The sequence below is a fragment of the Streptomyces sp. NPDC002680 genome (assembly GCF_042889145.1).
Taxonomy (GTDB): Bacteria; Actinomycetota; Actinomycetes; order Streptomycetales; family Streptomycetaceae; genus Streptomyces; species Streptomyces adonidis.
The window spans coordinates 299,291-320,676 of record NZ_JBIAQP010000013.1 but is presented as its reverse complement, the minus strand read 5'-3'; the positions used below and the strand labels follow the sequence as shown (position 1 = coordinate 320,676).

Here is a 21,386-nt window from a genome sequence, read left to right as displayed (position 1 = left end):
ACTCATGAGCCGTACCAGAACAGCGATCCTCGCCGCCATGGCGCTGGTCGCCGGTGCCACCGGCGCCGCCGTCGCAGCCGCACCGGCCGACGTCGGCATCGCCGCGATCCCCTGCACCGTCGACTACAAGGTGCAGAGCCAGTGGAACACCGGCTTCACCGCCGCCGTGACGATCACCAACAACAGCGCGGCCAAGTCGAGTTGGGCCGTGAAGTGGTCGTACGCCGGCAACCAGCAGGTCACCAGCGGCTGGAACGCGAAGATCACCCAGAGCGGGACCGCCGTGACCGCCGTCAACGAGACCTACAACGGCACGCTGGGCACCGGGAGTTCGGTGAGCTTCGGCTTCAACGGCAGCTACAGCGGCACGAACGCGATCCCGACCTCCTTCACCCTCGACGGTGTCACCTGCAACGTCGACGACGGCGGCGGTACCGGCCCGGGTCCGGGTACGCCGTCCACCCGGGTCGACAACCCGTACGCGGGCGCCCGGGTGTACGTGAACCCGGAGTGGTCCGCGAAGGCCGCCGCCGAGACGGGCGGCAGCCGGATCTCCAGCCAGCCCACCGGCGTGTGGCTGGACCGGATCGCCGCGATCAACGGCGTCAACGGCGGGATGGGCCTGCGCGCCCATCTCGACGCGGCCCTCCAGCAGAAGGGCACCGGAGAACTCGTCGTCCAGCTGGTCATCTACAACCTGCCGGGACGCGACTGCGCCGCCCTCGCCTCCAACGGCGAACTCGGTCCGACGGAGATCGACCGCTACAAGACCGCCTACATCGACCCGATCGCGGCGATCCTCGCGGACACCAAGTACGCGGGTCTGCGCATCGTCACGACCGTCGAGATCGACTCGCTGCCCAACCTCGTCACCAACACCGGCAGTCGTCCGACGGCCACGGCCGCGTGCGATGTGATGAAGGCGAACGGCAACTACATCAAGGGCGTCGGCTACGCGCTCGGCAAGCTCGGTGACGTGCCGAACGTCTACAACTACGTCGACGCCGGCCACCACGGCTGGATCGGCTGGGACGACAACTTCGGTGCCTCCGCCGATGTGTTCAAGCAGGCGGCCACCGCGGAGGGCGCGACCGTCAACGACGTGCACGGGTTCATCACCAACACGGCGAACTACAGCGCCCTGAAGGAGAACAACTTCACCATCAACGACACCGTGGCCGGCAAGTCGGTCCGTGAGTCGAAGTGGGTGGACTGGAACCGGTACACCGACGAACTGTCCTTCGCGCAGGCGTTCCGGAACCAGTTGGTGACGGTCGGCTTCCCGTCGGGCATCGGCATGCTGATCGACACGTCGAGGAACGGGTGGGGTGGCAGTGCGCGGCCCGCCGGGCCCGGTGCGACGACGACTGTCGACACGTATGTCGACGGTGGGCGCTATGACCGGCGTATCCATGTCGGGAACTGGTGCAACCAGTCCGGCGCGGGGCTGGGTGAACGGCCTACGGCTGCGCCGGCTGCCGGGATCGACGCGTATGTCTGGATGAAGCCGCCGGGGGAGTCGGACGGGTCCAGTTCGGCGATTCCGAACGATGAGGGCAAGGGGTTCGACCGGATGTGCGACCCGACGTATACCGGTAATCCGCGGAACAACAACAACCTGTCGGGGGCGTTGGCGAACTCGCCGCTTTCGGGGCACTGGTTCTCGGCGCAGTTCCAGGAACTGATGCGGAACGCGTACCCGGCGCTTTAGCTCCGCTGGTTCGGCGGTTTGTCGTCCGCGGCCCGGTGGGGGCTGGTCGCGCAGTTCCCCGCGCCCCTGAAAGCAGGGCCCGGACAGGCAGGTAGGTGTGATCCGCCAGGGTGATTCAGTCGTTCTTCCCCAACCCCTGGCGGATCGCGAACTCGACCGCCGAGTAGTTCTCGTCCTTGCGGTTCAGGTCGTACTGCACCGTCGGGTGCAGTGGGGGTTGGGCCATGAAGCGGGGGCGGGTGCCGTGGTGGGGCTGGGCCGCGTGGATCAGGAAGGGGTGGCAGAGGTATACGTCGCCGGGGCTGCCGGTGGCGTGCGCGAGCGGGCGGTGTGCCGAGGCCGTGACCAGGTCCGGGGCCAGTTTCAGGCCCGAGACGCCTTCCTCGCCGTACGGCTCCAGGAGGGGTGGTACGTCCAGGTGGGAGCCGACCCGGATGCGTGTCGGGGCGTCCTCCTCGCCGACCTCGCTGAACAGGAACAGCATCAGCAGGGACCGGTCCCGGGAGCGGAGGTTCGTATACGGCCAGTCGGTGCCCTCGACGGCATAGCTCCCCTCGATGTGCCAGCCCGCGTCGTCCGGTTCCTCCTCGTGCGGGAAGCGCAGCGGGAAGCTGCCCAGGGAGTAGCGCGAAGCCCAGCGGCCCTCGCCGACCAGCGCGTCGAACGCCTCATGCAGCACAGGGGTGTTGGCCGCGGCGGCGAACGGGCCCTGCGCCATGTCCGACACCCAGTGCACCGGCTTCGTCCAGGTGCCGGGGTCGTCCGGGTCGCATCCCGTCTCCCGCCACAGCAGCCGTGCGCAGTGCTCGGCGACACGAGGCGGGAAGGCGCCCTCGATCTTCACGAACCCGTCTTCGAGGAAGCGCTCCACCAGATCGTCGTCCATACGGACATCGTGGGGGAGCGGGGTGGGCGCGCGCATCCGGTTTTTGCCGTGGGTGGTCGAGGAGGAGATTCTTGTTTGCCGTTACGGCAACAGAACTGGCCCGGTCGGCGAGGTCGGAGCAGGCTGGTGCCAACGACAACGGGAGGCCCGTAGACCATGGCCCATCAGCACCAGCACATTCATGAGCACGCCGATGCACACGACCGCGGCGACATCGACTTCGGCAAGATGATTCCCATGCTGGAGGGGCAGGCCCAGCTGTTCGCGCCGCTCTACGCCGACGCCCTGGCCTGGCTGTCCCAGCAGCAGCCCGAACCGGGTCTGATCGTCGACGCGGGCAGCGGCCCCGGCATCATCTCGGGCTTCTTCGCGGAGACGTTCCCCGAGGCACGCATCGTCGCGGCGGACAGCTCGCCGGCGCTCCTGGAGCGGGCCCGCGAGAACGCCGAACGGCTCGGCAACGCCGACCGCTTCAGCACCGTCGAGGCCGAACTCCCAGAGGGACTCGGCGAGTTGGAGTACCCCGCCGATCTGGTGTGGTCGAGCCGGGCCGTGCACCACGTCGGCGACCAGCGGGCCGCGCTCACCGCACTCGCGGCCGTACTCGCCCCGGGCGGCACACTCGCCGTCATGGAGGGCGGCCTTCCGGAGCGGAACCTGCCGCGCGACCTCGGCTTCGGGCGCCCCGGCCTGGAGACGCGGATGGACGCGATCGAGCAGTCCTGGTTCAGCGAGATGCGCACCACCCTGCCCGGCCACGTACGCGAGACCGAGGACTGGCCGGCCCTGCTCACCGCCGCCGGCCTGCGCCCCTCCGGCACCCGCTCCTTCCTCCTGGACCTCCCCGCCCCGCTCACGGACGAGGCCCGCGCCTATGTGATCGGCGTCTTCGACCGGCGCCGCACGATGTTCGCGGACGAGCTGGACGCCGACGACCGCGCCACCCTCGACCGCCTCCTCGACCCCGACGACAAGGCGGGCCTGCACCATCGCCCCGACATCTTCGTCCTGTCCGCGCTCACGCTGTACACGGGCACCAAGCCGGAGGACTAGGACAAGCCCTTCCCGCCCCGAACCTCCTTGACTTGGAGAGCGCTTCAAGTGATGGACTCTCCGCCGTTCGCGACTCACGCACGGCACTCACAGGGGGAACCATGTCCGAATCACCCGTCGCGCTCATCACCGGTGGCGGCAGCGGTATCGGCGCCGCAGTGGCGCGGCAGCTGCTCGGCGCCGGTCACCGGGTCGTCGTCACCGGCCGGGGCGAGGAGCGGTTGCGTGACTTCGCCGAGGAACTCGGGCGCCCGGAGGGGCTGTTGACGATCCAGGGCAACGCCGCCGAGTACGACCACGTACGCGGCGCCGTCGAGACGGCACTCAAGGAGTTCGGGCGGCTGGACACGGTCGTCGCCAACGCCGGGTTCGGCACCCACGACACCGTCGCCGAAGGTGACCCGGCCGGCTGGACCGAGATGGTGCTGACCAACGTGCTCGGGCCCGCGCTGCTCATCAGGGCCTCGATCGACGCGCTCAAGGAGACCCGGGGCCGGATCGTGCTGGTCGGCAGTGTCGCCGGGTTCATCCACGGGCCGGGCAACATCTACGGGGCGACCAAGTGGGCGGTGACCGGGCTGGCCGAGAACACCCGACGTCAGGTCACGGAGTTCGGCGTCGGTGTGACGCTGGTGGCCCCCGGGCGCGTCGAAACCCCGTTCTGGGACAGCTACGGCAGCCTCCCGCCGGGGCATCTGCTGACGGCCGACCAGCTGGCCGACTCGATCGTCTGGGCGATCCGGCAGCCGGAGGGAGTCGACGTCAACACCGTGGTCGTACGGCCGATCGGGCAGCCCGTCTGACCGCAGCCCGATCGGCCGGGAGCGGATCAACCTTCGTGCGGGGAAGGGTAATTGCCTGGGATGCTAAGAACGTCCAGGCAGTTCCTCGTGGCACGGAGGCCGCACATGCTCACGACCGACCGGGTACCGGGCGCGCCGAACTGGGTCGAGCTGCGTACGCCGGACGTGCGGGCGGCGAGCGGGTTCTACGCGGCCCTGTTCGGCTGGGAGCGGGACGCCGAGGTGTTCCGGCTCGGCGGGGTCGCGGTGGGCGGGGTGCACGAGGCCGATGCGGTGGCCGGCGGCTGGGTGCTCTCGTTCCACACCCGGGACGCGGAGGCGGCGGCCGGGGCCGTGGTGGCGGTCGGCGGTGAACAGGCGGAGGATGCCGGTGCCGATACCGGCATCCTGTACGTCACCGACCCCGTCGGCGTCCGTTTCGGCCTCCGCGAGCCCGGACCGGCCCCGGTTCTCGACCTCGTCGACGCCCCCGGCGCCCTGTGGTGGACGCAGTACTACACAACGGACGTACCGGGGGCGAAGGCCTTCTACCAGGCGGTGTTCGCGTGGGACGGCATGGATGTCGTCCTGGAACGCGGCGCCGCCTGCACCATTCTCTCGCCCACCGGCACGGGGCTGCCGGGAGCCCAGGGTGCCCTGATGACGACACCTGCCGAGGCCCTCGGGCACACACCGCCCGCGAGCTGGTTCGAGCCGGCGGCGCGTTGGCTGCCGTACTTCACGGTCCCCGACTGCGACACGACCGTCGACGCGGCGCTCGCCCGGGGCGCCACGCTCGTCTACCCGGCCGAGACCCAGCGGGCGATCGGCCGCCAGGCGACGCTCCTCGACCCGTGGGGCGCCGCGTTCGCGGTGAACGCGGGCGCCGCCCAGCCCACTGCGACTGTCCGAGAGATCAGCCGGATTCGAAGGTCGCCGGGTCCGGGCCCAGTCGCCGGTCCTCGTTCAGGGCGCTGATCGCCGCGAGATCCTCCGTGTCCAGGCTGAAGTCGAAGACCTCGATGTTCTCCTTGATCCGGGACGGCGTCACTGACTTGGGGATCACCACATTGCCCAGCTGGAGGTGCCAGCGCAGCACGATCTGGGCCGGCGTACGCCCGTGCTTCTGGGCGATGGCCACGATCGCGGGGACCTCCAGCAGGCCCTTGCCGGAGCCGAGCGGGGACCAGGCCTCCGTGGCGATGCCCTGCTCCGCGTGGTACTCGCGGGACGCGTGCTGCTGGAGATGCGGGTGCAGCTCGATCTGGTTGACGGCCGGGATGACCGACGTCTCGGCGAGGAGCCGGTCGAGGTGTTCCGGAAGGAAGTTGGAGACACCGATGGCCTTGGCGCGGCCGTCCGCGGCGAGCTTCTCGAACGCCTTGTAGGTGTCGACGAACCTGCCCTTGGCCGGCTGCGGCCAGTGGATCAGATACAGGTCGACGTACTCCAGGCCGAGCTTCTCCAGGGAGGTGTCGAAGGCGCGGAGCGTCGACTCGTACCCCTGGTCGCCGTTCCAGAGCTTGGTGGTGACGAAGAGGTCCTCGCGGGGGACACCGGACGTGGCGATGGCCTTGCCGGTGCCCTCTTCGTTGCCGTAGATCGCGGCTGTGTCGATGCTGCGGTACCCGGTCTCCAGCGCGGTGGCGACCGCTCGCTCCGCCTCGTCGTCCGGCACCTGCCAGACGCCGAAGCCCAGCTGGGGCATCTCGACGCCGTTGTTCAGGATGATCGGGGGGACCTTGCTGCTCACGAGCTCTCGATCCTTCAGTCGTCGGAGTGGTGCTCCCATCGTCAACGATCACGGGCCGTGGTGCATTCCTGTCCGGGGAATCCGTCGGAACTGACCGATGAGTCGGCGTCGGGGAGCGAGATTGGCCGGAAATCCCTCCGACGTCTTCGGTCCGGACCATTGACCCTGGAACGTCCTGCCGCGACGCTGGTTCGCGCCGACGGCTGAGTTAGTGAACTCCGTGCATGGATGTGAACGCTTGCGTCCGTCTGGGTGGCCACGACCCCCCACCCCTCGTCTTTCCGCGCCAGCCGAACCGTCGGAGCCAGGGAAGGCATCGGAAGGCATCGGAAGGCACCGGAAAACATCGGATGAAAAGGTGACCGCCTCACCATGAGACGACGTCTGCGGACGGCACTGACGACCCTCGCCCTCACCGCCGCCACCGACTGTCTGCGCACCCGCGGCGCCCGCGACGACCGCTACCGCACGGCCGCCCAGAAGATCCGCGACCGCCTGAACACCTACCCGCGCACGAGCGACGGCGGCTTCTGGCACGCGGACACCGCCGGTCGAACCAGCCAACTCTGGGCGGACGGCGTCTGCAGGGTGAACCCGGTCCTCGTCGAGTACGGCGAGGAGTTCGGCGACAGCGCGTACGCGAACGACGAGGCGGCGAAGCAGCTCTCCCTCTACGGCGGCCGTCTGCAGGTCGCGAACGAACTGCTCCGGCACGCCTACGACGAGTCGAAGAGCGTGAGTCGGGCCGATCCGGAGACCGGACTCGCCCCCGAGCACTGGTGCCGTGCGGTCGGCTGGTACTCCATGGCGATGGTCAACGTGCTCGACGCGATCCCCGCGAACCATCCGCGCCGCCCGCAACTCCTCGGCATCTTCCGCGAGTTGGCGGCGGGCCTGAAGAACTACCAGGACCCCGCGACCGGACGCTGGTTCCAGGTGATCGGCAAGGGTGGCCAGAGCGACAACTGGACCGAGACGTCCTGCTCCAGCATGTTCACCTACGCTCTCTCGCGCGGCGCCCAACAGCGGTATCTCGCCCCGCACTTCAAGGCCGTCGCCCAACGCGGCTACCAGGGCGTCCTGGCGAAGCTCTCGACCGGCGCGGACGGCCGGACCGAGCCGGCCGACATCTCCATCGGCACGAACGTCGGCGACTACGCGTACTACATCGCCCGCACCCGGGCCACCAACGACTTCCACGGCCTGGGCGCCTTCCTGATCATGAACGAACAACTGCGCCGGACAACTGAGAGGTGATGAGTGTCATGAGCACATCCAGAAGGACCCTGTTGGGTGCCGCCCTCGGCGGGGCCGCCGGAGCGGCCGTCGGTCTGCCGACCGCCACCACCGCCCACGCCGCCTCCTGGCAGCAGAAGTGGGCCCCCTCGGCGAGCGCGAACGGCCTCGGCGCCTTCGAGACCATCGAGGACGACCGCGCCGACTCCCACACCTCCGCGAGCCCGCACATCTACGCCACCGGCAACAACTGGCGCTTCAACATGCACACCGTCGACCGCGACACCTCGACCGACCGTCAGCGCCAGGAGGTCACGGGCCTGCGCAACGGGAGCGGCAGCAACTACCTGAAGTGGACCGAGGGGCAGACCTGGCGGGTCACCTACTCGATGTACATCCCCAGCTCGCTCAAGGCGACCACCACCTTCACCCACATCATGCAGATGAAGCAGCCGGGCAGCGGCACCTCGCCGCTCGTCGTGCAGTCGCTGCGCCGGGTGAACGGCGTGCAGACCATCGAACTCAAGCTGGCCATCGACGACATCCTGATCGGCCGTACGAACCTGGAGCCGCTGCACGACAAATGGACCGACGTCGACTTCCAGGTCAAGGTCGGCAACGGCTCGGCGGGCACGGTCCGCTGGATCCTCAAGTCCGGTGGCTCGACGGTGATCGACGCCTCGAAGACCGGTGTCGACACCTTCCTGGCCGACCGGCTGCGCCCGAAGTGGGGCATCTACCGCTCCCTCGGCGACACCTCCGGGTCCCTCCAGGACACCTACCTGCTGCTCACCAACCTCCGCGGCTACCAACTCGTCTGAGGAGCCGTCACATGTCACCACCCCCCACGCTCCGAATCCGTGGCGCGGCGACGATCGTCCTGCTCGTCCTCGCCGTCGTCCTGGGCCTGACCGGCCCCTCGACCGCTCTCACGGCCCCGCGACAGCCCGTTGCAACCTCCGCCGTCGACAATGCCGTTGCCGCCGGGCCACGCGAACTGGACAACCCTCGCCAGGAGTTCCTGCGCAACTCCGTCGGCGGCCTCTTCCTGCACTGGGGCCTGCGCACCGCGCCCGCCCACACCGACTGCACCGCCTGGGAGAACGACGTCACCAACGGCGGCTGGACGCCCGACTACTGGGTGCGGGAGGCGCAGAAGCTGCACACCCAGTACCTCGTCCTCGCCAGCTTCCACAGCCGCCTCGGCTACGCCCGCGCCTGGCCGTCGGACATCCCCGGATCCTGCTCCACCCAGCGGGACTTCCTCGGCGAACTGATCACCGCGGCCAAGTCCAAGGGCCTGAAGGTCATCCTCTACATGACCGACGACCCCCAGTGGCACGCCGAGGGCGGTCACGAGTGGCTCGACTCGGCCGCGTACTCCGCGTACAAGGGCACGAACGTCGACCTGACCACCCGCGAGGGCTTCGGGCAGTACAGCTACGACAACTTCTTCGAGGTCATGGACCGTTACCCCGACCTCGGCGGCTTCTGGATCGACAACGACAACACGTACTGGGAGAGCCACGACCTCTACGCACAGATCCAGCAGAGGCGCCCCGCCTACACGCTCAGCAACAACAACGAAGACACGCCGATCATGGACATGGTCAGCAACGAGCAGAAGACGGGCATGACCCCCGCCTGCGACTATCCGCAGGCTGTCTACACCGCCCAACCCCGCCTGACCGAGGCCGACTTCAAGCTGCCGTCCACCGGTGCCTGGTGGTACGACGGCTCCGACCCGGCCGTCGACAGAAGGCTCACCCTGGGCCGCCTGATCAGCAACGCGGGCTCCTCGGTGAAGGCCCTGATGGCCGAAACCGCCCAGGTCAACGGCAAGTTCCCGGCGAACCAGGCCGCCTTCAACGACTTCGCCGACTCCTACCTGGACCCCATCTGGCAGTCGCTGCACGGCACCGAGGGCGGCGGCTACATGTACGGCGGCCTCAAGCCCGGCTTCTGGAACGACGGCGCCCATGGCGTCACGACGATCAGCAAGGCCAACCCCGACCGGCAGTACGTCCACGTCCTGACCCCGCCCAGCACCGGCACCCTGCGTATCCGCGACAACGGCTACCGCGTCGCCTCGGTCACCAACCTCCGTACCGGAGCGGCCATTTCGTGGTCGCAGTCCGGCGGCGTGCTGACCCTGACCGGGCTCGGCGACTGGGATCCGTACGACACCGTCCTCAAGGTCACCACGGCCGGCCGCCAGGGCGTCCTGACCGGTGTCACGGCCACCGCGAGCGCCTCGACGAGCGGTCACGCCGGATCGGCCGCCGCCGACGGCGACCACCTCACCTACTGGGACAGCGACAAGACCCTGCCCGTCGACCTGACCTTCGACCTCGGCTCGGTGAAGCGGGTGCGGTACATCGGGCTCAACCAGCGCGAGGACTCCGTCGCCTACGCCCGTTCCGCCACCGAGCAGTCGGCGCGGATCAAGGACTACAAGGTCCATCTGAGCGACGACGGCTCGAACTGGGGGAGCGCGGTCAAGACCGGACAGCTCCCAAGTCACCGTGGAATCCAGGTCATCGACCTCACCGCGGCCAACGCCCGGTACGTCCGCCTGGAGATCGACTCCACCTGGGCCGCCGCGACCGACACCACCCGCCACCAGCGGCTGCGGATCGACGAGGCGTGGATCGGCAGGTCGTACGCGACGCCGGCGGCCCGGCGGCCTTACCACCACCGGGCCGACGACGGCGGTGTCCCGTCCTCCGTCTCCACACTGTCCACTGGATGCCCGACGGCGAGACCGCGCTGGTCACCGAATTAATCTGATCAAGCCGGGGGCCAACTACGGCCGGCCCATCCGCGAGGGCTCGTGCGGTGTCGCCGGGATGACCGACCCGAAGGCCACCTGGGGTGTCGCCGAGGCCTCGCCCAGCGGGATCGCCATCGTCCGCAACGTCGTCTACATGGCGTCGCTGCGCGGCCAGCGGTTGTGGCGCATCCCGATCGACGGCGACAGCGAGAACGTCGGCACGCCGACCGCGTACTACGTCTGGGCCTACGGCCGGCTGCGTACGGTCACCAAGGTGCCGGGCGCGGACCAGCTGTGGCTGTCCACCACCAACAGCGACAACAACGGAGGCGAACCGGACGGATCCGACAGGATCCTCCGGGTGGACATCGGCCAGGGACGGAAGGGGGTCAGGCCCGGTACAGGGCCTCGACCTCCTTCGCGTACGCGTTCTCGATCGCCTTGCGCTTCAGCTTGAGGGACGGCGTCAGCAGACCGTGTTCCTCGGTGAACGGCTGGGCCAGGATGCGGAAGGTGCGGATCGACTCGGCCTTGGAGACCAGGGTGTTCGCGGCCACCACCGCGCGCCGCACCTCCTTCTCCAGGTCCGGGTCGCGCACCAGTTCCGTCGGGGTCAGCTGGGGCTTGTCGCGCATCGTGAGCCAGTGCTCGACCGCCTCCTGGTCCAGGGTGACCAGGGCCGCGATGTACGGGCGGTCGTTGCCGACCAGGATGCACTGGGCGACGAGCGGGTGGTCCCGGACGCGTTCCTCCAGGGCCCCGGGGGAGACGCTCTTGCCGCCGGAGGTCACCAGGATCTCCTTCTTGCGGCCGGTGATCGTGAGGTAGCCGTCGTCGTCCAGGGAGCCCAGGTCGCCGGTGGCGAGCCAGCCGTCGTGCAGGGTCGCGTCCGTCGCCTTCTGGTTGTTCAGATAGCCCTGGAAGACGTTGTCGCCGCGCAGCCAGATCTCGCCGTCGTCCGCGATGTGCACGGTCATGCCCGGGATGGCCTGGCCGACCGTGCCGTACCGGGTGCGCTCGGGCGGGTTCGCGGTGGCCGCCGCCGTCGTCTCCGTGAGGCCGTAACCCTCGTAGATGTGGACGCCCGCGCCCGCGAAGAAGAGCCCGAGCCGCCGGTCCATCCCCGAACCGCCCGTCATGGCGTGCCGTACGCGCCCGCCCATCGCGGCCCGGATCTTGGAGTACACGAGCTTCTCGAAGAGCTGGTGCTGCATCCGCAGACCCGCCGACGGGCCGGGTCCGAGGTTCCAGGCCTTCTCCTCGACGGCCTCCGCGTAGCGCACCGCGCACTCGACGGCCTTCTCGAAGGGGCCGGACTTGCCCTCCCGCTCGGCCTTGCGGCGGGCCGCGTTGAAGACCTTCTCGAAGATGTACGGCACCCCGAGGAAGAAGGTGGGTCTGAAGGCGGCGAGGTCGGGCAGCAGGGCCGCCGCGTTGAGCTGCGGCTGATGGCCGAAACGCACCCCACCGCGGATCGCGGCGACCTGCACCATCCGGCCGAAGACATGCGCGAGCGGGAGAAAGAGGAGCGTCGCCGCCTCGTCGCCCTTCCTGGAGTGGAACACCGGTTCCCAGCGCTCGATGACGGTGTCCGCCTCGAACATGAAGTTGGCGTGGGTGATGACACAGCCCTTGGGGCGGCCGGTGGTGCCGGAGGTGTAGATGATCGTCGCCGTCGAATCGGGCGTGACAGCGAGCCGCTGCCGGTGCACGATCTCGTCGTCGAGGTGCGCGCCGGCTTCGTACAGCTCCTGCACGGCCCCCACGTCGAGCTGCCACAGCTGGCGCAGCTGGGGGAGCCGGTCGATGACCGTGGCGATGGTCATCGCGTGGTCCTCGTGCTCCACCATCGCCGCCGTCACCTCGGCGTCGTACAGCATCCAGAAGACCTGCTCGGCCGAGGACGTCGGATATACGGGCACCACCTGGGCGCCGATCGTCCAGAGCGCGTAGTCGAAGAGCGTCCACTCGTAGCGCGTACGGGACATGATCGCGACGCGGTCCCCGAACCGGATGCCCTGGGCGAGCAGGCCCTTGGCGAGGGCGAGGACCTCGTCGCGGAACTCGCCCGCGGTCACGTCCCGCCACTGGCCGGCCTCGTCCTTGCGGCCGAGCGCGACCCGGAGGGGGTCTTCCTGGGCATGCTCGTAGACCACGTCGGCCAGACCGCCCACGGGCGGCGCCAACGCCAACGGAGGGTTGGTGAATTCGCGCAAACCCGCTCCTAGTGACGCTCCGGCTCGGCGCGGTGAAAGCTACCCCACAGCTCTGTGGTGCGGGAGGGGGTGCCAAACCGAGCGGTGTTCAGCTTCGGCGCTGTCGCCGGGCGGAAAATACGTCTGTATGGGTAGGGGACGGACAGAATTTCTTACGTCGAAGTACGTTCCGGTTCCGCAATCTCCACCGAATCCGACCGACCCGATCACCGCCCGTACCAGGCCTCTTGGGACGCCCTTTAAGGTTTCAGAAGCACTTCGAGCGACCGCTTCGCTCTCTCGTCTCTGCGCCCCGGACGCCGTTTTTGTCACACCTGGATCGCAGGTGTCGACTTCACCGCCGGTGCAGCCGGTCCCCGCTCGTGAGGATCGCCGCCGCCAGCGCGTCCGCCGCGCTCTGGGCCGACGTACGGCGACGGCCGTGGACCAGGACGAAGTCGACCCGGCCGAGCTCCGGCAGCCCGAAGCGCTCGGGTACGCGGACCAGGCCGGGCGGGATCAGTCCGCGCGAGTGGGCCATCACCCCGAGGCCCGCCCGGGCCGCCGCGATCAGCCCGTTCAGGCTGCCGCTGGTGCAGGCGACGCGCCAGGCCCGGCCCTGCCGCTCCAGGGCCTCCATGGCGAGGGCGCGGGTGATGCCCGGCGGCGGGTACACGATCAGCGGCACCGGGCGGTCGGGGTCGAGCCGGAGCCGTTCCGCACCGATCCACACCAGCTCGTCGTGCCACACCGGCTCGCCGCGCGGATCCTCGGGGCGCCGCTTGGCCAGCACGAGATCCAGCTTCCCGGCGGCCAGCTGCTCGTGCAGGGTGCCCGACAGCTCCACCGTCAGCTCCAGATCGACCTCGGGATGGTCGTACCGGAAGCCCTCCAGGATCTCCGGCAGCCGGGTCAGTACGAAGTCCTCCGACGCCCCGAACCGCAGCCGGCCGCGCAGCCGCGTGCCCGTGAAGAACGCCGTCGCCTGCTCGTGCACGTCCAGGATGCGGCGGGCGAAGCCGAGCATCGCCTCGCCGTCCTCGGTCAGCTCCACGGAGTGCGTGTCCCGGGAGAACAACTGCCGTCCGGTCGCGTCCTCAAGCCGCCGCACATGCTGGCTGACCGTCGACTGACGCAGCCCGAGCCGCCGGGCGGCCTGCGTGAAACTGAGCGTCTGCGCCACGGTCAGAAAGGTCCGCAGATGAGAGGGGTCGTACACACCCTCCACGCTAGCGCGTTATCGCGAAACGTGATGACAGTCAGAGCGGTGTACGGGATTCCCGATCACGAACCGGAGGAGGACGATGGAAAGGGCACGACCGTCCCCGCGCCCGATGTCCCTGTACTGAGTAGTGGAGCACCGTGAAACGCCTGAAGTGGCCGAGCTGGATGCCGATCGACCCCTACATCCTGCTGTTGCTCGGGACGGTGGGCCTCGCGGCGCTCCTCCCCGCGCGCGGGACGGGCGCCGACATCGCATCCGGAGCCTCCACGGCCGCCATCGCCTTCCTCTTCTTCCTCTACGGCGCCCGCCTCTCCACCCGCGAAGCGCTGGACGGACTGAAACACTGGCGGCTGCACGCCACGGTCCTCGCCTGTACGTTCGTCGTCTTCCCGCTGCTCGGCCTGGCCGCCCGTGGACTCGAACCGGTGTTCCTGACCCACGACCTCTACACCGGCCTGCTCTTCCTCACCCTCGTCCCGTCCACGATCCAGTCGTCGATCGCCTTCACGTCGATGGCCCGGGGCAATGTGCCCGCGGCGATCTGCGCGGGCTCCTTCTCCTCCCTCGTCGGCATCGTCGTGACCCCGCTGCTCGCGGCCACCCTGCTCGGCAGCACCGGCGGCGGCTTCTCGCTCGACTCGCTCCTGGAGATCGTGCTCCAGCTGCTGGTCCCGTTCGTCGCCGGGCAGCTGCTCCGGCGGTGGATCGGTGCGTTCATCACCCGGCACAAGAAGGTGCTCGGGTTGGTCGACCGGGGCTCGATCCTCCTCGTCGTCTACACCGCGTTCAGCGAGGGCATGGTCGAGGGCATCTGGCACCAGGTCAGTCCGGCGCGGCTCGCCGGACTGCTGGTCGTCGAGGCCGTACTCCTCGCGGTGATGCTGACGCTCACCTGGTACGGCGGCAAGGCGCTCCGCTTCAACCGCGAGGACCGGATCGCCATCCAGTTCGCCGGCTCGAAGAAGTCCCTGGCGGCCGGACTCCCCATGGCAAGCGTCCTGTTCGGCCCCCAGGCCTCACTGGCCGTACTGCCCCTGATGCTCTTCCACCAGATGCAACTGATGGTCTGCGCGGTGATAGCCAAACGCCGCGCCCAGGACCCGATGGCCGCAGAGCCGGACCTGGCGGCACAGTCGCGCATACCGGCTGGGCCGCGGACCGGCGTGCCCCGATAGGGGCGCGGGGCTGTATCGATCTGCGGCTCCGCCGCGTGAGCGCGACAAGCCCCCACCGGCCCGCGGCCAACGAACCACCTACTTCACGGCGCGACTCGCAGTGACCTGATCCATGGGCAGCCAAAGCACCGTATTGCCAGTGGCCGCAGCCGGATCCACCGTCGCGGTCATGGCCGCAGCGGACAACTCCGCCGTGCCCAACGCCCGGTCCCACACCCGCACATCGTCGATCGCACCACTGAAGTGCTGCAGACTGTCCATCCGCTCCCCGACATGCACCCCGAACGCCGAGTTGCGACTGACGGACCCGGTAACGTCCGCGACACTCACCGCCGTACCGTCGACGAACAGCGTGAACTGTCCACCGCCACGACGCAGCGCGGCAAAGTGCCACTGCCCGTCGTTGTAGGTGCCCACGGAGGTCGCCGACGCGGTCCTGACCGCCGACGCGCCGTCCCGGACGGTCATCAGCCCCCGGACACGGTTGCTCGCGGGCTCGGCGCGGAGCCAGACCTGCGGCTGGGTCGAGCCGACCCCGCCCATCCACAGCAGCGGCCGGTCGCCCGTCGTGGCGGTGGTACGGAACCAGAGGGCCACCGTGAAGTCCTTTGTGCCGAGCGGCAGCCGGTCGCTGTACGGGAGGCGTACGGCGTCGTCCACGCCGTCGAACTCCAGTGCGCCGCCGCCGAACACGCCGGTGGTCTGCGCGGCGCCGCCGAGAACGGAGGCCGGGCGGGCGCCAGGGGCCAGGTCACGGGTGGTCGGGTCCGGGCCGCGGGCCGGTGTCAGCCAGTCCTCGGAGAAGCGGGCGAAGCGGATCTCGTCGCGTGCGTCGACGGTGCCGCCCTCGTACAGCAGCCCCGCCATCGTGCTGTCGATCTTCACCAGATCGGAGTAGCCCGACCAGTCCCGGGTGACGACCGTGCCCCGGTCCACGCTGTCCCAGGTGCGTCCGCCGTCGTACGAGGAGCGGATCATCATCGTCCGGCGCCGGTCGGGATCGCCCGGGCAGGCCAGCAGTACGCGGGCGCCGAAGTCGACGGTGGAGCACTGGACCTGGGGCGCGTAGAGGTCCGGGAGGGCGTGGAACGGGGTCTGGAAGCTGCTGCCGCCGTCGGCGCTGAAGGCCTGGGTGCGGTGTCCGAGATCCGTACCGTCCTGCTCACGCCCGCTGACCAGGATCACCCCGTCCGGGCGCTCGGAGAGCGTCACCTCGGAGGGTTTCTGCCGGAAGGTGCCGTCGGCCGCGATCGGCCAGGTGTCGGTCGCGCCGACCTTCCAGTGGTCGCCGCCGTCGTCGCTGATGATCAGCGCGGCGTGGTTGGCGCTGATCCGGCTGCCGTCCCACGTCTCGGTGTTGACGCCGAAGACGAGCCGGCCCGCGTACGCCCCCCGGGTGAGCTGGATGCCGTGCACGGGGCCCGTCGCGTACCAGGAGTTCCACTCGGCCGGCATGATCTCGGCGCTGAGGTCGCGCGGCGCGGACCAGGTCAGTCCGTCGTCGTCGCTGTACTGCAGATGGGGGCTGCGGTCGCAGGGCACCGGGCAGTTGCCGCCGCCCCGGCCCGTGTTCCAGGTCTCCGCGAGGAGGATGCGGCCGGTCTCCCGGTCCACGATCGGCGCCGGGTTGCCGTGGGTGTCGATCCCGCCGTCGTTCACGACCTGGAGCGGGCCCCAGGTCAGCCCGTCGTCGGTCGAACGCTTGACGACGATATCGATGTCACCGGCGTCCCCGCAGTTGTCCTTCCGCCCCTCGGAGAAGGCCAGCAGCGTGCCCTTCAGGGTCCGGACGACGGCCGGGATGCGGTAGCAGGCATACCCAGGGTCCTGGGAGGCCCGGAAGAGCACCTGCTGCTCGAACGTGGCCGTCGGTGTGGCCTGTTCGGCGCCCGCGGGGCTCGGCAGCGCGAACAGCAGAGCGGCCGTGGTGCACACGGCCGTGAGGGTGGATCTGAGACGTGCGCGAAGACTTGACGGCATGTGCGGCCCTGCCCTTCAACGTCTGGACTTCATGCGTCTGGACTTCAGAGTTCGGAACGTGAGTCGGTGATTTCAGAGGTCTGGACATCTGAACAACAGGGCATCCGGAAATCCGGACATCCCACGTCCAACTTGCGCGCACCAGACGGTAGTTGGCTGCTCAGCTGCCCCACAAGAACCGCGTGACGCGGTATCAGGACAACCTTGCTATTCGGCCGGGCAGGGCCACGCCGCCGACATCGACCACACCGCACCTCGACACCGCACCTCCGTGAGAACCGTTGGGAGTCCCAACGATAAACGTATAACCGTTGGGAGGTCCAATGATAATTGGCTAGGCTTTTCGTATGTCTGCCGAACTTCGTTCGATACGCGTCCTCCCCAGCTGGATCCTGGGGAGGGCAGCCGATCGCGGGCGGGCGCTGGTCGCCGCCGCGCTGGCCCGTGAAGGGCTGAAGATGTGGCACCACGTGGTGCTCTCCGCCGTGGCGGAGCTGGGCCCGGTCGCGCAGGCCGGACTGGTGCGCGGGGTGGGGCTCGACGCCAAGGACATGGTCGGCGTGCTCAACGACCTCCAGGACGCCGGACTGGTCGTACGCGCACCCGACCCGCACGACCGGCGCAAGAACGCGGTGACGGTCACCGCGGACGGACGGCGGCTGCTGGCCCGCTGCGAGCGGGCCGCACGCAAGGCCAACGACGAGCTGCTGGCGCCGCTCACCGTCGTGGAACGCGAACTGTTGACGTCCCTGCTCACCCGGGTCTCGGGCACCGGGTAGCGGAGGACCGGTGGTAGAGGCGGGGCCCCAGCGGCGCAGGGGGCGCTCCCCGCCGTTCGAGGCCCCGCCGCCGTGCCGCGGGGAAGCCGGTCAGCCCTGGCGGCCGGTCAGCCCTGGGAGGCCGCGGCCGTCAGGGCGATGCGGTCCTCGCCCGCGTACACGTTCATGTTGGAGCCCCTGAGGAACCCCACCAGTGTCAGCCCCGACTCGGCCGCCAGGTCGACGGCGAGCGACGAGGGCGCCGAGACGGCCGCCAGTACCGGGATCCCGGCCATGACCGCCTTCTGCGCCAGCTCGAACGAGGCCCGCCCCGAGACCAGCAGGATCGTTCGGGACAGCGGCAGCGCGCCGTTCTGCAGCGCCCGCCCGACCAGTTTGTCGACCGCGTTGTGCCGGCCGACGTCCTCACGGATGTCGAGCAGCTCGCCCTGCTCCGTGAACAGGGCCGCCGCATGCAGGCCCCCGGTCCGGTCGAACACCCGTTGGGACGCGCGGAGCCGGTCGGGGAGGCTCGCGAGCAGTTCGGGGGCCAGCCGGACCGGGGGAGCGCCGGCGCCGTCGTCGATCGGCCAGCGGGCCGTCGTACGGACGGCGTCCAGGCTCGCCTTGCCGCACAGCCCGCACGAGGAGGTCGTGTACACGTTCCGCTCCAGCGTGATGTCGGGCAGCACCACGTCCGGCGCCGTCCGCACATCGACCACGTTGTACGTGTTCGAGCCGTCCTCCGTGGCGCCCGCGCAGTACACGATGTTCTGGAGTTCGCGTCCCTCGGCGAGTACGCCCTCGCTCACCAGGAAGCCGGCGGCGAGCGCGAAGTCGTCGCCCGGTGTCCGCATGGTGATGGCGATCGGCTTGCCGTTCAGCCGGATCTCCATGGGTTCCTCGGCGACGAGGGTGTCCGGACGGGCGGAGACCGCGCCGTCCCGGATCCGGATCACCTTGCGTCGTTCCGTGACTCGTCCCATGTCCTTGATCAGCCCCGGTTCTGTACGTGCTGGTGGGTGGCCTTCACGGTCTCATTGTCCTGCACGGGCGAGGTGCGACGGCCGAGCGGCGGAACTGTCGCGCGAATATTGTCTACAGTATGGATACCGTGTCGGCAAGGGATGCGACGCGCGGCGAAGGATGAGCGTGGCTCGGAAGCGGCACTGCGCCCCATCCACGGATACCGTTCGTCCGGTCCGAACGACCGTTCGGCGCACCCCGGATACCGCTCACCGCATACGGTCGGCGAGTTCGACGGGCCGTCTTCCCAAGGGTGCGGCCGGTTCCTATCGTCCGGGATCATGAGTCCCCCCATCGCGCCACCCGGCTGGAGCCGCTGGCTCGTTCCTCCCGCCGCCCTCTCGGTCCATCTCTCCATCGGCCAGGCCTACGCCTGGAGCGTCTTCAAGCCGCCCCTGGAGTCCGCCCTCGGCCTCAGCGGCACGCAGAGCGCGCTGCCCTTCCAGCTCGGCATCGTCATGCTCGGCCTGTCCGCCGCGTTCGGCGGCACCCTCGTCGAGCGCAACGGCCCGCGCTGGGCCATGACCGTCGCCCTGGTCTGCTTCTCCTCCGGCTTCCTCATCGCCTCGCTCGGCGCCGCCACCGAGCAGTACTGGCTGATCGTCTTCGGCTACGGCTTCGTCGGCGGCATAGGCCTCGGCATCGGGTACATCTCGCCCGTCTCCACCCTGATCAAGTGGTTCCCCGACCGGCCCGGCATGGCCACCGGCATCGCCATCATGGGCTTCGGCGGCGGCGCGCTCATCGCCTCGCCCTGGTCGGCGCAGATGCTGGAGTCGTTCGGTTCCGACAGCTCCGGGATCGCGCTCGCCTTCCTGGTGCACGGACTGTCGTACGCCGTGTTCATGTCGCTCGGGGTGCTCCTCGTGAGGGTGCCGCGCACCGACAAGCCCGTCGGCGGCGGGGCGAGCGGGCCCAGTGCCCTCTCGGGCGTCCAGGTCTCCGCGCGCAGTGCCGTGCGGACCCCGCAGTTCTGGTGCCTGTGGGTCATCCTCTGCATGAACGTGACCGCGGGCATCGGCATCCTGGAGAAGGCCGCGCCGATGATCAAGGACTTCTTCGCGGACAGCTCCACACCGGTCTCGGTGTCGGCGGCGGCCGGCTTCGTCGCGCTGCTGTCGGCGGCCAACATGGCGGGCCGGATCGGCTGGTCTTCCACCTCCGACCTGATCGGCCGCAAGAACATCTACCGCGTCTACCTGGGCGTGGGCGCGCTGATGTACGCCTCGATCGCCTGGTTCGGGGACTCCTCCAAGCCGCTGTTCATCCTGTGCGCGCTGGTGATCCTCTCCTTCTACGGCGGCGGCTTCGCCACCATCCCCGCCTATCTGAAGGACCTCTTCGGGACCTACCAGGTCGGCGCGATCCACGGGCGGCTGCTCACCGCCTGGTCCACGGCAGGTGTCCTCGGCCCGCTGATCGTGAACTGGATAGCCGACCGGCAGGAGGAGGCAGGCAAGACCGGCTCCGCCCTGTACGGAATGTCGTTCTACATCATGATCGGACTGCTCGCCGTCGGCTTCGTCGCCAACGAACTCGTCCGCCCCGTCGACCCCCGCCACCACATCCCCGCACCGAAGGAGGCCGCCGATGTCCAGCGAGAGCAGTCCGTCTGAGAGCGCGGGGCCGCCCGACCGGCGGCCCCTGATCGTGTTCGCCTGGGTATGGGTGGGGGCCCCGCTCTGCTACGGGGTCTACGAACTGGTACAGAAGGCGACACAGCTGTTCACGGGGTAGGTGTTCGGTCACCGTGGGGTCTGATGGAAGCCGACAACCCTGCCGCGCGAATCCTGTGGCATCGCGTGCCGTCGTACTGGTGAGTCACTGATCAGACTGGTGGATCCCGCTACCGAAATGCAGTAAGGGGACCCACTCATGAACGGCTCGCGCATCGCCGCCGTCGGTCACTACCAGCCCGCCAAGGTGCTCACCAACGAGGATCTGGCGGGTCTGGTCGACACCAACGACGAGTGGATCAGAAGCCGGGTGGGCATCCGTACGCGCCACATCGCCGGCCCCGACGAGCCCGTCGACGAGCTCGCCGCGCACGCCGCCGCCAAGGCGCTCGCGGCGGCAGGCCTGGCCGCGAGCGACATCGACCTCGTCCTCGTCGCCACCTCCACGGCCGTCGACCGCTCGCCGAACATGGCCGCCCGGGTCGCGAACCGGATCGGCGTCCCGTCGGCGGCAACGATGGACCTCAACGTCGTGTGCGCCGGCTTCACCCACGCCCTGGCCACGGCCGACCACGCCGTACGGGCCGGAGGATCGACGCGAGCACTGGTCATCGGCGCCGACAAGATGTCCGCGGTGACGGACTGGACCGACCGCACGACCTGCGTACTCGTCGGGGACGGCGCGGGCGCGGCGGTCGTCGAGGCCTGTCCGGCACCCACCGAGGGGCTGGCCGGCATCGGGCCCGTGCTGTGGGGTTCCGTGCCCGAGATGGGGCACGCGGTACGGATCGAGGGCACCCCCTCGGTGTTCGCGCAGGAGGGGCAGAGCGTGTACCGCTGGGCCACCACCCAGCTCCCGCGCATCGCCCGCCAGGCCTGCGAGCGCGCGGGACTCGCCCCCGAGGACCTCGCCGCGGTCGTCCTCCACCAGGCCAACCTGCGCATCATCGAACCCCTGGCCGAGAAGATCGGCGCGGTGAACGCCGTCGTGGCCCGCGATGTCGTCGAGTCCGGCAACACCTCGGCCGCCAGCATCCCGCTCGCCTTCTCGAAACTGGTCGAGCGCGCGGAGATCAGCACCGGCGACCCGGTCCTCCTGTTCGGCTTCGGCGGGAATCTGTCGTACGCCGGACAGGTCGTCCGCTGTCCCTGAGTGC

The 21,386-nt window shown here is 69.4% G+C and carries 19 protein-coding genes; 13 read left to right on the top strand and 6 right to left on the bottom strand.

The genetic code is table 11. The annotated features are described in order from the left end of the window. The first annotated feature begins 4 nt into the window (after window positions 1–4). Window positions 5–1,711: a glycoside hydrolase family 6 protein gene (locus ACFYXF_RS32500; RefSeq protein ID WP_389355055.1), complete on the top strand. Its 1,707-nt coding sequence runs from the start codon at window positions 5–7 to the stop codon at window positions 1,709–1,711. Between the two features lie 115 nt (window positions 1,712–1,826). Here ACFYXF_RS32500 and ACFYXF_RS32495 read toward each other — a convergent pair whose 3' ends face one another. Further along, complete coding sequence (locus ACFYXF_RS32495) at window positions 1,827–2,597, bottom strand: phytanoyl-CoA dioxygenase family protein (protein ID WP_389355053.1); 771 nt, start codon at window positions 2,595–2,597, stop codon at window positions 1,827–1,829. 156 nt (window positions 2,598–2,753) lie between these two features. Here ACFYXF_RS32495 and ACFYXF_RS32490 point away from each other — a divergent pair, with 156 nt between their 5' ends. The 3 genes from ACFYXF_RS32490 (at window position 2,754) to ACFYXF_RS32480 (ending at window position 5,410) form a co-directional block, all read left to right on the top strand. Next, window positions 2,754–3,650, top strand: a complete 897-nt coding sequence (locus ACFYXF_RS32490) for a class I SAM-dependent methyltransferase (protein ID WP_389355052.1) — start codon at window positions 2,754–2,756, stop codon at window positions 3,648–3,650. Between the two features lie 101 nt (window positions 3,651–3,751). Continuing rightward, window positions 3,752–4,453 carry an SDR family oxidoreductase gene (locus ACFYXF_RS32485; protein ID WP_389355050.1) on the top strand — a complete coding sequence of 234 codons (702 nt, stop codon included), beginning with the start codon at window positions 3,752–3,754 and terminating at the stop codon, window positions 4,451–4,453. A gap of 105 nt (window positions 4,454–4,558) precedes the next feature. Continuing rightward, a complete protein-coding gene (locus tag ACFYXF_RS32480) occupies window positions 4,559–5,410 on the top strand; it encodes a VOC family protein (RefSeq protein WP_389355048.1) in 852 nt (283 codons plus the stop codon). On the opposite strand, the gene ACFYXF_RS32475 is transcribed toward ACFYXF_RS32480, so the two are convergent. After that, complete coding sequence (locus ACFYXF_RS32475) at window positions 5,349–6,185, bottom strand: aldo/keto reductase (RefSeq protein ID WP_389355046.1); 837 nt, start codon at window positions 6,183–6,185, stop codon at window positions 5,349–5,351. The two genes, ACFYXF_RS32480 and ACFYXF_RS32475, sit on opposite strands and share 62 nt — an antisense overlap. A 372-nt stretch (window positions 6,186–6,557) precedes the next feature. Here ACFYXF_RS32475 and ACFYXF_RS32470 point away from each other — a divergent pair, with 372 nt between their 5' ends. From ACFYXF_RS32470 to ACFYXF_RS32455, 4 genes are read left to right on the top strand one after another with little or no spacing between them, the layout of a single operon-like run. Beyond that, window positions 6,558–7,442, top strand: a complete 885-nt coding sequence (locus ACFYXF_RS32470) for a glycoside hydrolase family 105 protein (RefSeq protein ID WP_389355044.1) — start codon at window positions 6,558–6,560, stop codon at window positions 7,440–7,442. Between the two features lie 8 nt (window positions 7,443–7,450). After that, window positions 7,451–8,242, top strand: a complete 792-nt coding sequence (locus ACFYXF_RS32465) for a Tat pathway signal sequence domain protein (protein ID WP_389355042.1) — start codon at window positions 7,451–7,453, stop codon at window positions 8,240–8,242. Window positions 8,243–8,253: 11 nt separating this feature from the next. Beyond that, window positions 8,254–10,206 (top strand): discoidin domain-containing protein, encoded by a 1,953-nt coding sequence (locus ACFYXF_RS32460; RefSeq protein WP_389355040.1) that lies wholly within the window; start codon window positions 8,254–8,256, stop codon window positions 10,204–10,206. After that, window positions 10,136–10,651 (top strand): PQQ-dependent sugar dehydrogenase, encoded by a 516-nt coding sequence (locus tag ACFYXF_RS32455; RefSeq protein WP_389355039.1) that lies wholly within the window; start codon window positions 10,136–10,138, stop codon window positions 10,649–10,651. The genes ACFYXF_RS32460 and ACFYXF_RS32455 overlap by 71 nt, the downstream gene beginning before the upstream one ends. On the opposite strand, the gene ACFYXF_RS32450 is transcribed toward ACFYXF_RS32455, so the two are convergent. Together ACFYXF_RS32450 and ACFYXF_RS32445 are read right to left on the bottom strand one after the other, a co-directional pair. Continuing rightward, a complete protein-coding gene (locus ACFYXF_RS32450) occupies window positions 10,584–12,410 on the bottom strand; it encodes an AMP-dependent synthetase/ligase (protein WP_389355037.1) in 1,827 nt (608 codons plus the stop codon). The two genes, ACFYXF_RS32455 and ACFYXF_RS32450, sit on opposite strands and share 68 nt — an antisense overlap. A gap of 334 nt (window positions 12,411–12,744) precedes the next feature. Next, window positions 12,745–13,608, bottom strand: a complete 864-nt coding sequence (locus ACFYXF_RS32445; RefSeq protein WP_389355035.1) for a LysR substrate-binding domain-containing protein — start codon at window positions 13,606–13,608, stop codon at window positions 12,745–12,747. A gap of 170 nt (window positions 13,609–13,778) precedes the next feature. Between ACFYXF_RS32445 and ACFYXF_RS32440 the strand changes: the two genes are divergently transcribed. Next, entirely contained in the window at window positions 13,779–14,789 is a 1,011-nt protein-coding gene (locus ACFYXF_RS32440; RefSeq protein ID WP_389355103.1) for a bile acid:sodium symporter family protein, read from the top strand. 78 nt (window positions 14,790–14,867) lie between these two features. Here ACFYXF_RS32440 and ACFYXF_RS32435 read toward each other — a convergent pair whose 3' ends face one another. Continuing rightward, window positions 14,868–16,769 carry an exo-alpha-sialidase gene (locus ACFYXF_RS32435; protein WP_389355034.1) on the bottom strand — a complete coding sequence of 634 codons (1,902 nt, stop codon included), beginning with the start codon at window positions 16,767–16,769 and terminating at the stop codon, window positions 14,868–14,870. 347 nt (window positions 16,770–17,116) lie between these two features. Between ACFYXF_RS32435 and ACFYXF_RS32430 the strand changes: the two genes are divergently transcribed. Continuing rightward, on the top strand, window positions 17,117–17,548 hold the full coding sequence (locus ACFYXF_RS32430; RefSeq protein WP_389355032.1) for a MarR family winged helix-turn-helix transcriptional regulator: 432 nt from the start codon (window positions 17,117–17,119) through the stop codon (window positions 17,546–17,548). A 107-nt stretch (window positions 17,549–17,655) separates the two neighbouring features. Here the strand turns inward: ACFYXF_RS32430 and fdhD are convergent, their stop codons facing one another. Next, window positions 17,656–18,513 carry a formate dehydrogenase accessory sulfurtransferase FdhD gene (gene fdhD, locus ACFYXF_RS32425; protein WP_389355031.1) on the bottom strand — a complete coding sequence of 286 codons (858 nt, stop codon included), beginning with the start codon at window positions 18,511–18,513 and terminating at the stop codon, window positions 17,656–17,658. Window positions 18,514–18,834: 321 nt separating this feature from the next. Here fdhD and ACFYXF_RS32420 point away from each other — a divergent pair, with 321 nt between their 5' ends. From ACFYXF_RS32420 to ACFYXF_RS32410, 3 genes are all read left to right on the top strand, one after another. Continuing rightward, a complete protein-coding gene (locus tag ACFYXF_RS32420) occupies window positions 18,835–20,169 on the top strand; it encodes an OFA family MFS transporter (protein WP_389355029.1) in 1,335 nt (444 codons plus the stop codon). Next, complete coding sequence (locus ACFYXF_RS32415; RefSeq protein WP_389355027.1) at window positions 20,144–20,290, top strand: hypothetical protein; 147 nt, start codon at window positions 20,144–20,146, stop codon at window positions 20,288–20,290. The genes ACFYXF_RS32420 and ACFYXF_RS32415 overlap by 26 nt, the downstream gene beginning before the upstream one ends. A gap of 138 nt (window positions 20,291–20,428) precedes the next feature. Then, window positions 20,429–21,382 carry a beta-ketoacyl-ACP synthase III gene (locus ACFYXF_RS32410; RefSeq protein WP_389355025.1) on the top strand — a complete coding sequence of 318 codons (954 nt, stop codon included), beginning with the start codon at window positions 20,429–20,431 and terminating at the stop codon, window positions 21,380–21,382. Window positions 21,383–21,386 lie beyond the last annotated feature (4 nt).

Bases quoted from the DNA above. Each gene is read 5' to 3' on its own strand.
- ACFYXF_RS32500 (WP_389355055.1), top strand. From the start codon at position 5: ATGAGCCGTACCAGAACAGCGATCCTCGCCGCCATGGCGCTGGTCGCC.
- ACFYXF_RS32495 (WP_389355053.1), bottom strand. From the start codon at position 2,597: ATGGACGACGATCTGGTGGAGCGCTTCCTCGAAGACGGGTTCGTGAAG.
- ACFYXF_RS32490 (WP_389355052.1), top strand. From the start codon at position 2,754: ATGGCCCATCAGCACCAGCACATTCATGAGCACGCCGATGCACACGAC.
- ACFYXF_RS32485 (WP_389355050.1), top strand. From the start codon at position 3,752: ATGTCCGAATCACCCGTCGCGCTCATCACCGGTGGCGGCAGCGGTATC.
- ACFYXF_RS32480 (WP_389355048.1), top strand. From the start codon at position 4,559: ATGCTCACGACCGACCGGGTACCGGGCGCGCCGAACTGGGTCGAGCTG.
- ACFYXF_RS32470 (WP_389355044.1), top strand. From the start codon at position 6,558: ATGAGACGACGTCTGCGGACGGCACTGACGACCCTCGCCCTCACCGCC.
- ACFYXF_RS32465 (WP_389355042.1), top strand. From the start codon at position 7,451: ATGAGCACATCCAGAAGGACCCTGTTGGGTGCCGCCCTCGGCGGGGCC.
- ACFYXF_RS32460 (WP_389355040.1), top strand. From the start codon at position 8,254: ATGTCACCACCCCCCACGCTCCGAATCCGTGGCGCGGCGACGATCGTC.
- ACFYXF_RS32440 (WP_389355103.1), top strand. From the start codon at position 13,779: ATGCCGATCGACCCCTACATCCTGCTGTTGCTCGGGACGGTGGGCCTC.
- ACFYXF_RS32435 (WP_389355034.1), bottom strand. From the start codon at position 16,769: ATGCCGTCAAGTCTTCGCGCACGTCTCAGATCCACCCTCACGGCCGTG.
- ACFYXF_RS32430 (WP_389355032.1), top strand. From the start codon at position 17,117: ATGTCTGCCGAACTTCGTTCGATACGCGTCCTCCCCAGCTGGATCCTG.
- fdhD (WP_389355031.1), bottom strand. From the start codon at position 18,513: ATGGGACGAGTCACGGAACGACGCAAGGTGATCCGGATCCGGGACGGC.
- ACFYXF_RS32420 (WP_389355029.1), top strand. From the start codon at position 18,835: ATGAGTCCCCCCATCGCGCCACCCGGCTGGAGCCGCTGGCTCGTTCCT.
- ACFYXF_RS32415 (WP_389355027.1), top strand. From the start codon at position 20,144: ATGTCCAGCGAGAGCAGTCCGTCTGAGAGCGCGGGGCCGCCCGACCGG.
- ACFYXF_RS32410 (WP_389355025.1), top strand. From the start codon at position 20,429: ATGAACGGCTCGCGCATCGCCGCCGTCGGTCACTACCAGCCCGCCAAG.